This window comes from Actinomadura sp. CNU-125 (assembly GCF_001942465.1).
Taxonomy (GTDB): Bacteria; Actinomycetota; Actinomycetes; order Streptosporangiales; family Streptosporangiaceae; genus Spirillospora.
In genome coordinates this window covers 1-13,518 of sequence record NZ_MKJY01000016.1, presented here as the reverse complement: position 1 = coordinate 13,518, position 13,518 = coordinate 1, and the positions used below count along the sequence as shown (strand labels likewise).

Genomic DNA, 13,518 nt, shown 5'->3' with positions numbered 1-13,518 from the left:
CCGGCGCGGTGCGTGACGCGTGGCCGGAAGTGGACCGGAACCTCCGTCTTGGACCGGAGGTCCAACGGAATCGACACCCCCCGACTTTTGGAGTTCGTGTGTCCGATTCCGAATCCGCCGTGCCGGATCGCCGGTTCCCTCCCGGTCGAAGAAGGTTATTCGCGCTCGCGATCGTGGCGGTCGTGCTCGTTCTCGGCGCCGCGATCGCCGTGGCCGGCGGGTCGGGAGCCGGGCCGGGAGCCGGGCCGGGCGGGTCCGGCGGTATCGCCGACGGCCCGTTCCTGAAGCCGCCCATGGGCGCCGACCGGGTTCCCGCCGGACGGACCGTCAGCGAGATCCCCGACGACTGCGGGGTGTCGGAGGCGACCGCGGCCAGGCTCGCGCCCGGGGCCGACCCGGACCCCGAGAAGGGCGGCGTCTTCCGGGAGGGCGGCCCGGGGCGATGCCAGTGGTATTCGCTGGACGACGGCAAGGCCAAGTGCGACTGGTGCACGGGCGACTTCAAGAACGAGCGCGTTCTCGACGTCGAGATCAACCTGGCGAGGGGCGAACGGCAGGCGCCGATCACCGAGGCGATGCAGTGGGTGGGCACGGGCGGGCCGGGCCTCACGCAGGTACTCGGCCCGGCGAAGATCGTCGAGGGGCTGGGCGAGGAGGCCGTCGCCCACTACTCGGCGGCGACCGACATGGAAGGCGCGAGCGTCGCGTTCCGGGTGGGGAACGCCGTCGTGTCCGTCCGCTACCGGGGCTGGGACGCCGTGCGCGGCGAGCAGCGGACGATCTCGGAGAAGGTCGCGACGGAGGGAGCGTTCGCGGCGGCCGCCGAGGCGGCGAAGAGCCTGGGGACCTCGGCGCGGCCGGTGGTGAGCGAGGTGCGGCGTCCGGTCGCGCCGCCGCTGCGGAAGGTGCCCAAGCCGTGCGACACGGTTCCCGCCGCGACCGTCGACAAGGTCGCCCGGGACGGCGACAAGCGGCGGGGGCGGCCCGTCCTGCTCGCGACGATCCCCGCGGCCGGGATCTCCTACGACGGCTGCGCGTGGAACGCCGGCTCTTCGCCGTACGCGGAGACCGGGGCGTCGCGCACGCTCACCGTCTCGATCGGGATCGCCGAAGAGCGCGTGCCGGGAGCAGGGGCGTCCACGGCGGCGCGGCAGTTCGAGGGTCTCTACCGGAACCAGCGCATCGGCAGGTCTCCGACGGTCGACACGTTCACCGGTTTCCAGCCGCTGGCAGGGCCGGGCGACGGGGCGTTCGCGGTCACCATGGGCGGGCGCGGCACATGGGAAGGCGAAGTGGGACTGGTGGTCTTCCGGAAAGGCAACGTCCTGGTCGAGGTGGCCTACAAGGGACGGGACGGCGCGACGCAACTGCGGGGGAACGGGCTGATCGACGGCGCCTACACGGTCGCGGTCGCGGTGGAAAGGTCGCTCGAATCATGATCGCACGACCGCCGCGTCCGGGCCGGGCGGAGCTGACGGCCGAAGCGTTCGCGGCCGCCCTGGTGCTCATCGTCGCGCTCGTCCTGGTGCGGGCGACCCCGGAACCCGGACCCCTCGACGGGCTGCCCGACCCGCCCGCCGGACCCGGCCGGGTCACGGCCGGGCCCGTCACCGAGACGCTCCCGAAGACCTGCGGGCTCTCCGCCGCCACCGTCGAACGGCTGGTGCGCGATCCGCAGATGTGGAAGGACGGCAGCCTGGGGGCGTGCGAGTGGTCGTCGGGCAGGGACGAGAAGGAGGACCGGTTCCTGTCCGTCGAACTCGCACCGCTCAACGGACGGTCCGTCGCGCCGGATCCGACGGCGCTGACGCCCGGACGTTCCCCGGTTTCCGGGGCCATGACGGCGTTCGCGCCGAAGTGGTCCGACGTGCCCCCGAAGGCCGTCACGGGGCTGGGCGACGAGGCGCTCCTGCAGTTCTCGGCGTCCGCCGGAGCGACGGTCGTGACCCGCGTCGGGAACACGCAGGTCGTCGTCCAGTACCGCGACTTCGAGTCGTCGTTCCCCGAGGAGACCGCGCGGGCGGCCGCGTTCGCCGCCGCGGCGGAGATCGTGACCGGCCTGGGCGCGCGGCCCGCGCGTCCGGCGATCGCGCCCGCCCCGCGGCCGACCCCGGCGCGCACGATTCCCGACGTCTGCTCGTCCGTGTCCGGCGGAACCCTGGACCGGTTGATGCGGGAGGAGGACGTCGGCGTCAGCGTCGGTTTCCCGGCGAGCGGCGGTCTCCCCGTCGAGGGCGCGGAAGGCCGCGGTTGCACCTGGCTCTCGTCCGAACGCGAACTTCAGGTCTCCGTGAGCGTCCTGCCGGGCACGGACCTGATCGACGGGACGCGGCAGGCCGTCCGGCAGTACGAGATCCGCTACCTGGACGCGCAGGCCGAGGAGACGCTCAGCGTGCACGACCGGAAGCGCTTCCTCCCCGTCCGGGACCTCGGTGACCAGGCGTTCGCCGCGCACGTCCCGGGCGTCGTCCCGGCAACGATCGTCTTCCGGGACGGCAACGTGCTGGCCGAGATCACGTACGCGGAGAGCGGCGAGCACGAGCCCCTCGACGGACGGCTCGCGTTGCGCGGCGCGTACGCGGCGGCCCAGGACCTCGCGGAGGCGCTCTCCACCGACTGACCCGCGGCGCCGCCCCCGGCCGTCCTCAGCCGGGGGCGGCCTCGTGCCCGGGCAGGCCCGGGGTGCGGCGCCGTTCCTTCATCTCCGCCTCGTACACGTGCGTGCGCCCGGCCGTCAGCGCGTCCCGCACGTCCCGCTCCAACTGCCGGAACACCCGGTAGTAGCCCTCGTCGTACTCCTCGACGAGCTGGAAGGTCCAGTGGCCGGGGACGACGTTGCGGCCGATGAGCTCGGTCGCCGTCCGGTCGGCCAGCTCGTGGTGCCCCGCGGCACGCAGCAGGGCCACGGCCTCGTCGAGTTGCGCGTCGGCGTGTCCGGTCAGCTGGTGGAACGTGTACAGGTGCCCGCGGGCGCGTTCGGTGGTCTCCAGCGCCTCGGAGATCCGGCCCGCGGCGGCGACGGCCGCGTCGCACGCACCGTCCGGCCTGCGGTGACGCGGCGCGGGCCGGTCGCCGGGATCGGCATCGTCGGTCATGCCCGGCTCCTACCCGCTGCGCGCCGCATCGTGCGGACGTCCGGCGGGTTCCGCTTCGGCGGCGCGGGCGATGCCGCCGCACATCCCGCTGAAGACCCGGTCGTGGAACGGCCGGAACGCCCACCAGTACGCGTGACCGGCCAGCCCGCGCGGGTGGAACAGCGCACGCTGCGCGAGGACGGCGCCGCCGCCGTCCGCGCGGACGGTCAGCTCCAGCCACGCCAGACCCGGCAGCCGCATCTCGGCGCGGAGCCGCAGCAGCCGCCCCGGCTCGATCTCCTCCACCCGCCAGAAGTCCAGCGTCTCCCCGATCCGCAGCCGCCGCGGGTCCCGGCGGCCGCGCCGCAGCCCCACCCCGCCGACCAGCCGGTCGATGACGCCCCGGGCCCGCCACGCCAGCGGGAACGAGTACCAGCCGCGGGTCCCGCCGATGCCCTCGACGATCTCCCACAGCCGCTCCGGGGGCGCGTCCGTACGGGCCGTCCGCTCGTCGGTGTAGAGGCTGCCGCCCGCCCAGCCCGGGTCGGTCGGCAGCGGGTCGCTGGGCGCGCCGGGGACGCTCGCGGACGACCAGCGCGTGGCGACGTCGGCCTCCCGGATCCGGCGCAGCGCCAGCTCCACGGAACGGTCGAAGCCGGTCGGCCCGTCCGGCGGCGGCGCGACGTACCCGGCGATGTCGTTCTCGGTGCACACCACCTCGTTGCGCAGCGACTCCACCAGCGGACGCGCGAGGCCGCCGGGCACGGGCGTGATGGCGCCCATCCACAGGCTCGACAGCCACGGGCTCAGCACCGGGACCGGGACGATGAGCCGCCGCCGCAGCCCGGCCACCGCCGCGTACCGGTGCATCATCTCGGCGTAGGTCAGGACGTCCGGGCCGCCGATGTCGAAGCCCCGGTTCACCTCGGCGGGCAGGTCCGCGGCCGCCACGAGGTAGTGCAGGACGTCCCGGATCGCGATCGGCTGGATGAGCGTGCGCACCCACCGCGGCGTGACCATCACCGGCAGCCGCTCGGTCAGGTACCGCAGCATCTCGAACGACGCCGATCCCGAACCGATGATCACCGCCGCGCGCAGCCACACCGCCGGGACGCCGCCCTCCAGCAGGATCCGCCCGACTTCGGCACGCGACCGCAGATGCGGCGACAGATCCTCCTCGGGGTCCATGCCGCCGAGGTACACCAGGCGTCCCACACCGGTCTCGCGGGCGGCGTCCGCGAAGGTCCGGGCGGCGCGGCGGTCGGTCTCGGCGAAGCCGCGGCCGCCGCCGATCGCGTGGATCAGGTAGTACGCGACGTCCGTTCCGGCGAGGGCCCGCCTGGTCGACTCCGGGTCGGTGGCGTCCGCCTCGACGATCTCCACCCGCCCGGCCCACGGGAGATCGCGCAACCGGCGGGCCGATCGGACCATGCACCGCACCCGGTGACCCGCGTCCAGCAGTTCCGGCACCAGCCGTCCCCCGATGTACCCGGTCGCCCCGGTCACCAGGCAGAGCCGCCCCCGCGCGACGCCCGCACGTTCGTCCACGTCGCGTGGCCTACCCACCACCTCAACGCGAAAGCGCCCAGGGCCAGCCCCAAGTCCCGTTGACCTGCGGCGTGTTGCCCGAACTCGGGCGCCCATAAGGGCAACACGCCGCAGATCAACATCAGGAGGGGACGCCGGCGGGGCTAGTCGGCGAGGACACGGTCCCAGTCCACCGTCTTGGCCCAGTCGGCGTAGCCGTGCCAGTGCACGTCGGGGTAGCGGGTGTGCAGGGCCTCAAGGTCGAGGAAATCGGTGTTGTTCTCGAAGTTCTCGAACATCGTGGCCACTTCCTCACCGGCCCACTGCCGCACCATGTCGAGCGGCATCTGCTGGTAGGGGATCTCCCGGCCGAGCACCTCGCTCAGGATCCGGGCCGCCTCCTGCCCGGTGACGCGATCGGACGCGATGTCGATCCGCTCGCCGATGAGCGCGTCCGGGTTCTCGACGGCGTGCACGGCCATCCCGGCGATGTCGAGGACGCTCACCTGGTCGAGCGGCTTGCCCGGCGTCAGCGGGCAGGCGAGCACGCCGTCGCCGAGTCGGCTGAAGCCGAGGTTGAGGGCGTTCTCAATGAAGTACACCGGGCCGAGCACCGTCGCGCGCACCGGCTGCTCGCGCAGGTACGCCTCGATGAGCTGCTTGCTGTCGGCCAGCCGGTCGGTGCCCTTCACCGACGAGTACACCAGGTGGACGTCGAGGCGGGCGGCGGTGTCGGCGAGCAGGCGGCCCTGCGCGACCTCCTCGTCGGACCCTGACGGGCCGGGTCCGGCCGTCGACGGTCGAGCCCGGCACCGGGGCTTCCGCCCGACGCTTCCTTTCAGCGGAGAGTTGCAGCCACCATGGACAGGGCAGTCGGAAGCAGCGTCGTCACCGCGCAGACCGTCCAGTAGGTCCAGCGGTGCGACCGGGTACCCCGAGCGACGGCACGGTTGGCGAGCCACCACACTGAGATGGACAGTCCGACGATCGGGACCAGGAGAGCGAGGGCCGGCAGCAAGCCGTCATTCTCGGTAGGCGATCTCTGGGTCAGGCCCACCGCGGCCAGGGGCCAATTGGCGGCGACGTACCAGAGCAGCCAGATCGGAACGATCGCCGGAATGCCGAGCAGGAAGTTCATACCCAGAGCGACGGGAATCTTCCATGCTTGCCCCTTGTCCGCGTACACGCCGACCATTACCTGTTTCGTAGTAGAAGATCGTGTGACTCGATACAGGTCCATCACTTGCACACCGTATTGGGTCGCCGTGCCGCGGGTGCCGTTATAGCGAGCGAGAAGGGCTTGCGTGCGGTCGACGGTCGTCCACGTCGAGACCGGTGGGGCATCCGCCGGCTGGCGCGCCGGCCCCCGATGCCTCTGTTCGGTTCATCTCGGACGTGATCAAAGCGTTGATGTGAGTATTCCGCAGCCATTACGGTGCCGCATGCGCCGCGCAGATTTCATTGGTGCGGACGGTCGTGGTGCGGATCAGGCGGGGCGCGTGCGACCTGACGGGGCCGCCGGGGAGGGGGGCTCCCCGGCCGGTTCCTCGGGGCTAGCTCCAGGCGAGCATGCGGAGGGGGTCTTCCAGCATGTCGCCGATGTCGCGGAGGACGCGGGAGCCGAGTTCGCCGTCGACCATGCGGTGGTCGAACGAGAGGGACAGCGTGGTGACCTTGCGGATCGCCAATTCGCCCTCGTGGACCCACGGCATGTCGCGGACCTGGCCGAAGGCCAGGATCGCGGCTTCGCCGGGGGTGATGATCGGGGTGCCGGTGTCGACGCCGAACACGCCGACGTTCGTGATCGTGATCGTCCCGTCCGAGAGGTCCGCCGGGGACGCCTTGCCCGCGCGGGCCTTCGCCGACAGGTCGTTCAGCGCGCGTGCGAGGGACGGGAGGTCGAGGTCCTGCGCTTCCTTGATCTTCGGCACGATGAGGCCGCGGTCGGTGGCGGCCGCGATGCCGAGGTTCACGTAGCGCTTGACGACGATCTCCGCACCGGACGGTGTTTCTTCCCACGTCGCGTTCACCATCGGGTGGCGTGCGACGGCGGTGAGCAGCGCGCGCGCCACGAGGAGGAGCGGGGAGACCTTCACGTCCGCGAACTCTGGGAGTTCGCGGATGCGCTTGACCGCGTCCATGGTGCGCGTGACGTCGACCTGGAGGAACTCGGTCACGTGCGGGGCGGTGAAGGCGGAGGCGGTCATGGCGGCGGCCGTCGCCTTGCGGACGCCCTTGACCGGGATCCGCTCCTCGCGCGGGCTCGTTGCGGTGGGCGCCTGGGCTGCGCGGATGTCGTCGCGGGTGATCGAGCCCTGCGGGCCCGAGCCGGTGATCGTGGACAGGTCCACGCCCAGGTCCTTGGCCAGCTTGCGGACCGGCGGCTTGGCCAGCGGCCGGTTTTCCACAGGCTGTGGACGGGCGGGCGCCGGGGCCGCGCCGTTCGTCTTGCGGGCGCGGCGGCGGGTCGATCCCTCCTTCACCCCGTAGCCCACGAGGACGGGCGTGCGCTTCGGCTTGTCGGGCGCCGTCATGCCCGGTTCGTCCGCCGTCGGGACGGCCTCGGCCTCGCTGAGCGCCGCCGCCTGCGCGGGCGGTTCGGACACCGGGGTCGCGACGGCGGCGCCCGCCGCGCCGACCGCGATGATCGGCGTGCCGACGTCCACGGTCTCGCCCTCGGTGACGAAGAGTTCGGCGACGACGCCCTCGAACGGGCACGGGAGTTCGACGATGGCCTTCGCGGTCTCGATCTCGACGATCGTCTGGTTGATCTCGACGGTGTCGCCCGGCTGCACGTGCCACTTGACGATCTCGGCCTCGGTGAGGCCCTCTCCGACGTCCGGAAGCTTGAAGAGCTGGGGTTCGGTCACTTGCGTCACCACGCGAAGGTCCGGTCGACCGCGTCGAGGATGCGGTCGAGGTCGGGCAGGTAGTGGTCTTCGAGCCGGGACGGCGGGTACGGCGTGGAGAACCCGCCGACGCGCAGCACGGGCGCTTCGAGCCGGTAGAAGCACCGTTCGGTGATCCGCGCGGCCAGTTCGGCGCCGTACCCGTTGAAGACGGGGGCCTCGTGGACGACGACGCAGCGGCCCGTGCGGGTGACGGAGTCGGCGACCGCGTCCATGTCGAGGGGGTTCAGCGAACGCAGGTCGATCACTTCGAGGGACCGGCCGTCCTCGGCGGCGGCCGCGGCGGCTTCGAGGCACGTCTTCACCGACGGCCCGTACGCCAGCACCGTCGCGTGCTCGCCCGGACGGACGACGCGCGCGGCGTCGAACGCCGGCCAGCCGGACGGGTCGGCGCCGGCATCGACCTCGGCCTTGTCCCAGTAGCGGCGCTTCGGCTCGAAGAAGATCACCGGGTCCGGGGACGTGATCGACTGCTGGATCATCGTGAACGCGTCCAGCGGGTTCGAGCAGGCGACCACGCGGAGCCCGGCGGTGTGCGTGAAGTACGCCTCGGGGGATTCGGAGTGGTGCTCGACCGCGCCGATGCCGCCGCCGCACGGGATGCGGATGACGACCGGGAGTTCGAGCGCGCCGAGCGACCGCATCCGCATCTTCGCGAGCTGCGTGATGATCTGGTCGGCGGCGGGGAACACGAACCCGTCGAACTGGATCTCGACGACCGGACGGTAGCCGCGCAGGGCGAGGCCGATCGCGGTTCCAACAATGCCCGACTCAGCGAGCGGGGTGTCGATGACCCGCTCCTCGCCGAAGTCCTTCTGCAGGCCGTCCGTGATGCGGAACACGCCGCCGAGCTTCCCGACGTCCTCGCCCATCACGAGGACCTTCGGGTCGTTCTCCATGGCCTTGCGCAGGCCGGTGTTGATGGCCTTGCCCAGCGTCAGGGTCTCGGCGCTCATGACGCGACCTCTTCCTCGAACGACGCCAGGTAGGCGGCGAACTTCTCCTGCTCCTCGGTCATCAGGGCGTGCCGGTCGGCGTACACGTGCTCGAACATCGACAGCGGCTGGGGGTCGGGCATGGCCAGGCAGCCCTTGCGGAGTTCGGCGGCGATGTCCTTCGCCTCGTCCTCGACGCCGTCGAAGAACGCGGCGTCGGCGAGGTCGCCGCGGGTCAGGTACGCCTTGACGCGCTCGATCGGGTCCTTGAGCTTCCAGGACTCCTCTTCGGCCTTCAACCGGTAGCGCGTCGGGTCGTCCGTGGTGGTGTGGGCGCCCATCCGGTACGTGTACGCCTCGATGAGCATCGGGCCCTGCCCGGTACGGGCGGCCTCCAGGGCCTTGCGGGTGACGGCGAGGCAGGCGAACACGTCGTTGCCGTCCACGCGGACGCCCGGGAACCCGTATCCCTGTGCGCGCTTGTAGAGGGGAATGCGGGACTGCTTCTCCAGCGGCTCGGAAATGGCCCACTGGTTGTTCTGGCAGAAGAACACGATCGGGGCGTTGAACACCGAGGCGAACACGAACGCCTCGTTCACGTCGCCCTGCGAGGTGGCGCCGTCGCCGAAGTAGGCGATCGCGGCGCCCGCCGACGGCGAGCCGAGGACGCCGTCCCGCTGGATCCCCATCGCGTAGCCGGTCGCGTGCAGCGTCTGGCTGCCGATCACGACGGTGTAGAGGTGGAAGCCGTGCTCGGCCGGGTCCCAGCCGCCGTGGTTGACGCCCCGGAACAGGCCGAGGAGGTTGAGCGGGTCCACGTCGCGGCACCACGCGACGCCGTGCTCCCGGTACGTCGGGAACACCATGTCGTGGTCGGTGAGGGCGCGGCCGGAACCGATCTGCGCCGCTTCCTGCCCGAGCAGCGACGCCCACAGGCCCAGCTCGCCCTGCCGGGTCAGCGCCACGGCCTCCCGGTCGATGCGCCGGGTGATCACCAGGTCGCGGTAGAGCGCGCGGACGTCGTCCGCGGTCAGGTCCAGGGGGTAGTCGGGGTGCTCGACGCGCTCGCCCTCGGGGGTGAGCAGCCGGACGGGCTCTGGCTCGGCGGTCGCGGCGGTGGCCGGCGCGCCTCGCACGGAGTCGATCGTCATCGATGAAACTCCTCGTTCGGGGCCGGAACGCGGGATCGCCGCACGCCGGCCGGGGTCAGTGACCTCTTACCCCGGGTCGGGGGCAAAGGCCGCTAACGCCATCGTGGCAGACATCACACCCCGCGTCGCAAGTCCCGCCTGGTGGATCTCTACCCGATCGAGGCCCGATGATCCGCGGCCGCCGCCGCGGCCGCGCCCGTCCGCTACCGTCCGGTCACTCTCGCGACAGGACGCGCGTGACGCCCGCCGCGACCGTCAGGCCGAGCACCAGGCCCGCCGCGACGATGAAGTTCGCGATCCACTGGTTGACGCCCTCCGGCGCGAAGACCGCCTCCTGGCCGAGCGTGCCGATCGGGAGGATCAGGTCGAGCGTGTAGAAGAACGCGTTGAAGTGCGGGGTGTCGTCGGAGTTCAGCTTGTGGGGCGGGCTGATCGCGAACACGATCGTCCCGAACACCAGCAGCGTGATCAGCCAGCTCGCCGCCCGGAACGGCCGGTAGCCGTAGCCGACCAGGCCGTCCTGCGTCCAGCCGATCGTCTTGCGGAGGACGCCCTGGGTCGCCCTGCGGTCCCGGGCCTTCGCGAGCAGCACCGACCGCCCGTCCGCGTCCAGGCCCAGCGACCGGTACGTCTGCGCCAGCCGCTCGTACGGCTGCGGCGCGTACCCGTCGGTGTCGCGGCGCAGCCAGCCGAGCCGCTCCTTCGCGGTCATCGGCGGGTCCAGCGTCTCGTACTGCAGCCCGTCCAGTTGGAGTCGCTCCGCCCACGTGTCCGCCGCGTCCCGCAGCAGGTTGATGCGCGCGTACGACAGGTCCGCGACGCCCCGGATCGGCTCGGCGGGGCGCAGCAGCACCTCCTCCGCCTGGACGCGCTGGAGGCTGAGCGCCGTCCCGTCCGGGTTGATCAGCCGGGCCTCGCTCAGGCTGAGCTGACCGGTGACGCGCGCCCCGTTGAACGACACCGCGCCCTCGGCGACGAACCCGTCCGAGCAGTACACGTCGTTCTCCACGCCGAGGTCGTCGCAGTTCAGCGCCGTCCGTCCCTTGTTGACCAGGCGCGCGCCGACGAACGACAGGTAGCCGCCGACGCGGGCGCCGCGCAGCCGCACCTCGCCCTCGGCGGTGAACCCGCCGTCGCAGAACACGTTCGCGGCGACGTCCAGCCGGCTCGCGGTCAGCGCGGCGCCGCCCGGATTGTGCAGCCGCGCCTTCCGGAAGATCAGCTGCCCGCCGATCCGCGCGCCCGGCAGCCGCACCTCGCCGTTCGCGGCGAACCCCTGGTCGCAGTACACGTTCGCCTCGACCGTCAGCCGGTCGGCCAGCAGCGCGTCGCCGTCCGGGTTGGCGAGCTGGACGCCCGACATGTTCAGGATGCCGGTCACGTTCGCGCCGTCCAGCCACAGGCCGCCGTAGATGTGGCTGCCCTCCAGCCACAGGTGCCCGTCGACGCGGGTGCCGGACGCCACCAGCCCCGGCAGCCGGCAGCGCATCATGTGCACGCTGTTCATGCTCGCCCAGTACAGGTGCGGCGCCTCGTCGAACGCGCAGCCGGTCAGCGCCAGCGGGACCTCGACGGACGCGTGCCCGAGGTTCAGCGACCCGAAGACGCGCGCGCCGTTCAGCCGGACGGCCGCGACGTGCCCGGGCTCGGGCGGGACGGCCCCCGCGAGCAGCGCGACCAGCACCTCGGCCCGGATCAGCCGGTCGTGGCCCCAGCGGCCCGCCTGGCCCGGATCGTCCAGCGCCGGGTCCCCGGAGGACAGATCGACGAGCTCGCCTTTCGGGAACGCCTCCCACAGGCGGCGTTCGGACGGCGACAGGTCCTCGATGTTCACAATCGGCTCCGGTGGTCCGGGGGGACGGTGGGCTGTGCCTGCAATGGTGCCGTACGCTTCAGTGCGTCAGGAAAATCGCAGATCAGTGAGGGGGCGATCGTGGCGCGTGTCGTCGTCGACGTCATGCTCAAGCCGGAGATCCTCGACCCGCAGGGGCAGGCGATCGCCCGGAAGCTGCCGCAGCTCGGGTTCGACGGCGTCGTCGCGGTCCGCCAGGGCAAGCGGTTCGAGGTCGAGCTGGAGGGCGAGGCCGACGACGCGGCGCTGGAGCGGGTCCGCGAGATCGCCGGGACGCTGCTGGCGAACCCGGTGATCGAGAACTTCGAGGTTCGGGTCCTCTGACCCGGAATGGCGGAAATGCCGCTTCGATGATCCGCACGCTGATCCGCACGTTCCGGCACGCTCCAATTCCCGTGATCGATTGACCTCGACACCGAGGATTCACGCAAAGAACCGCCGGTGTGGCGATTACGCGAGTTTCCGCGCGGGAAGCCTTACCTGCGGCCGAGTCTTCGAACACGCTCCGGGGACGGGGGACGTCCGAGCGAGCCGGGGCATGACACGAGGTGTCACGGTGGATGTGACGTTCACCCTCGCGCTGCCCCGCGAGCGCCGACCGTCCCGCTGATCCGGCGGTTGATCGGCGACGCGCTGCGCGGGCTGGGCGCGACGGACGACTGCGTCGACGACGTCCTCGTCGCCGCCTCGGAGGCGTGCACGAACGTGATCCGGCACTCCCGCGCGCCCGGCGACTACCGGGTCGCCGCGCGGGTCGACGCGTCCGTCTGCGAACTGGAGATCGCCGACCGCGGCCGCGGCCCGCGACCGGCCCCCGCCGACCGCGGCGTTTTGAGCGAAAGCGGGCGCGGGATTAGGATCATGCGCGCGCTGGTGGACGACCTCGACATCGACCACGTGCCCGATCGGGGCACCGTCGTCCACATGCGGAAGCGGCTGACCTGGCGAGACGGGGCGCTGGTTCACCGCCCGGACGACCGGCTCATGACGAGTGCCGGGTAGATTGGTACGCGCGCGGGGGGATATGCGACGCGCAGCGGTGATCGACGGAGACCACCCGACCGTCCGCGGCCGCACCTCATTTCGGAGGAACAGAAGAGATGGACGCTGCCCGGGTTGGGGTCATCACCTTCCCAGGTTCCCTTGACGACAAAGACGCAGCACGAGCGGTCCGGCTCGCGGGAGCCGAGCCGGTCGCCCTGTGGCACGGCGACCACGACCTGCAAGGGGTCGACGCCGTCGTGCTGCCCGGGGGGTTCTCCTACGGGGACTACCTGCGGGCCGGGGCGATCGCCCGCTTCGCGCCGCTGATGACCGAACTGGTCGCGGCGGCGAACGCGGGCCTGCCCGTGCTCGGCATCTGCAACGGCTTCCAGGTGCTCTGCGAGTCGCACCTGCTGCCCGGCGCGCTGCTGCCGAACGCGGGACTGCACTTCGTCTGCCGTGACCAGCGGTTGCGGGTCGAGAACACCGGAACCCCTTGGACGAGCGAGTACCGCGAGGGCCAGGAACTGGTCATCCCGATCAAGAACGCCGACGGACGGTACACCGCCGACCGGGAGACGCTGAACGAGCTGGCCGAATCCGGCCGCATCGTCGCCCGGTACGTCGACCTGAACCCCAACGGCTCCCTCGACGACATCGCCGGGATCACCAACGAGGCCGGCAACGTGGTGGGGCTCATGCCGCACCCCGAACACGCCGTGGAGTCACTGACCGGCCCGTCCACCGACGGGCTCGGCTTCTTCACCTCGATCGTCAAGAGACTGGTCAACGCATGAGCGAGCAACGGCACGACGTTTCCGAGCGCAAAGCCCGGGACAACTCCGACGAGCCCTCGCTGGAGTGGCTCGCCGAGCTGAGCTCCGACGCCGACGACCCAGAGCTGCAGCCGGTCGACCCGTCGGTCACCCAGGCTTTCGAGGCCGCCATCGCCGAGGACGACGACGAGCACGCGCAGGTGCCCGGCGAACCGGCGCCCGAGGCGTCCGCCGCGGTGGAACCCGGCCCGGTCGCCGAACCCGGCGCGCCCGTCCCCGGCGTCGGCCCCGGCGTCGAGCCCGTCCCGGC

The 13,518-nt window shown here is 71.9% G+C and carries 13 protein-coding genes and 1 pseudogene; 6 read left to right on the top strand and 8 right to left on the bottom strand.

Going from position 1 to position 13,518, the window contains the following annotated elements:
• Nucleotides 1-182: 182 nt before the first annotated feature.
• Nucleotides 183-1,439, top strand: coding sequence for a hypothetical protein (locus BJF79_RS02535; RefSeq protein WP_143219646.1), 1,257 nt, complete (start codon nucleotides 183-185; stop codon nucleotides 1,437-1,439).
• Entirely contained in the window at nucleotides 1,436-2,620 is a 1,185-nt protein-coding gene (locus BJF79_RS02530; RefSeq protein WP_075894809.1) for a hypothetical protein, read from the top strand. Before BJF79_RS02535 ends, BJF79_RS02530 begins: the two co-directional genes overlap by 4 nt.
• A 25-nt stretch (nucleotides 2,621-2,645) precedes the next feature.
• On the opposite strand, the gene BJF79_RS02525 is transcribed toward BJF79_RS02530, so the two are convergent.
• From BJF79_RS02525 to BJF79_RS02490, 8 genes are all read right to left on the bottom strand, one after another.
• Nucleotides 2,646-3,095: a hypothetical protein gene (locus tag BJF79_RS02525; RefSeq protein ID WP_075894808.1), complete on the bottom strand. Its 450-nt coding sequence runs from the start codon at nucleotides 3,093-3,095 to the stop codon at nucleotides 2,646-2,648.
• A 9-nt stretch (nucleotides 3,096-3,104) separates the two neighbouring features.
• Nucleotides 3,105-4,622 (bottom strand): SDR family oxidoreductase, encoded by a 1,518-nt coding sequence (locus tag BJF79_RS02520; protein ID WP_075894807.1) that lies wholly within the window; start codon nucleotides 4,620-4,622, stop codon nucleotides 3,105-3,107.
• Between the two features lie 143 nt (nucleotides 4,623-4,765).
• Nucleotides 4,766-5,443, bottom strand: a complete 678-nt coding sequence (locus BJF79_RS02515; RefSeq protein ID WP_262401432.1) for an NmrA family NAD(P)-binding protein — start codon at nucleotides 5,441-5,443, stop codon at nucleotides 4,766-4,768.
• Nucleotides 5,440-5,796 (bottom strand): hypothetical protein, encoded by a 357-nt coding sequence (locus BJF79_RS02510; RefSeq protein WP_075894816.1) that lies wholly within the window; start codon nucleotides 5,794-5,796, stop codon nucleotides 5,440-5,442. Before BJF79_RS02510 ends, BJF79_RS02515 begins: the two co-directional genes overlap by 4 nt.
• Before the next feature lie 358 nt (nucleotides 5,797-6,154).
• Nucleotides 6,155-7,471: a dihydrolipoamide acetyltransferase family protein gene (locus BJF79_RS02505; protein WP_075894806.1), complete on the bottom strand. Its 1,317-nt coding sequence runs from the start codon at nucleotides 7,469-7,471 to the stop codon at nucleotides 6,155-6,157.
• A 5-nt stretch (nucleotides 7,472-7,476) separates the two neighbouring features.
• A complete protein-coding gene (locus BJF79_RS02500; protein WP_075894805.1) occupies nucleotides 7,477-8,466 on the bottom strand; it encodes an alpha-ketoacid dehydrogenase subunit beta in 990 nt (329 codons plus the stop codon).
• Nucleotides 8,463-9,596, bottom strand: coding sequence for a pyruvate dehydrogenase (acetyl-transferring) E1 component subunit alpha (gene pdhA, locus BJF79_RS02495; RefSeq protein ID WP_075894804.1), 1,134 nt, complete (start codon nucleotides 9,594-9,596; stop codon nucleotides 8,463-8,465). The genes BJF79_RS02500 and pdhA overlap by 4 nt, the downstream gene beginning before the upstream one ends.
• 214 nt (nucleotides 9,597-9,810) lie before the next feature.
• Nucleotides 9,811-11,430, bottom strand: a complete 1,620-nt coding sequence (locus tag BJF79_RS02490) for a hypothetical protein (protein WP_075894803.1) — start codon at nucleotides 11,428-11,430, stop codon at nucleotides 9,811-9,813.
• A 99-nt stretch (nucleotides 11,431-11,529) separates the two neighbouring features.
• Here BJF79_RS02490 and purS point away from each other — a divergent pair, with 99 nt between their 5' ends.
• The 4 genes and pseudogenes from purS to BJF79_RS02470 all read left to right on the top strand — a co-directional run.
• Nucleotides 11,530-11,772 (top strand): phosphoribosylformylglycinamidine synthase subunit PurS, encoded by a 243-nt coding sequence (gene purS / locus BJF79_RS02485; protein WP_075894802.1) that lies wholly within the window; start codon nucleotides 11,530-11,532, stop codon nucleotides 11,770-11,772.
• Nucleotides 11,773-12,066: 294 nt separating this feature from the next.
• Nucleotides 12,067-12,450 (top strand): ATP-binding protein, encoded by a 384-nt coding sequence (locus tag BJF79_RS02480; RefSeq protein ID WP_262401429.1) that lies wholly within the window; start codon nucleotides 12,067-12,069, stop codon nucleotides 12,448-12,450.
• A gap of 98 nt (nucleotides 12,451-12,548) precedes the next feature.
• The gene (gene purQ, locus BJF79_RS02475) at nucleotides 12,549-13,229 is read left to right on the top strand and encodes a phosphoribosylformylglycinamidine synthase subunit PurQ (RefSeq protein WP_075894801.1); all 681 of its coding nucleotides are present in this window, start codon (nucleotides 12,549-12,551) and stop codon (nucleotides 13,227-13,229) included.
• A pseudogene (locus BJF79_RS02470) lies at nucleotides 13,226-13,518 on the top strand (hypothetical protein); the annotation flags it as partial. The gene purQ and the pseudogene BJF79_RS02470, both read left to right, overlap by 4 nt.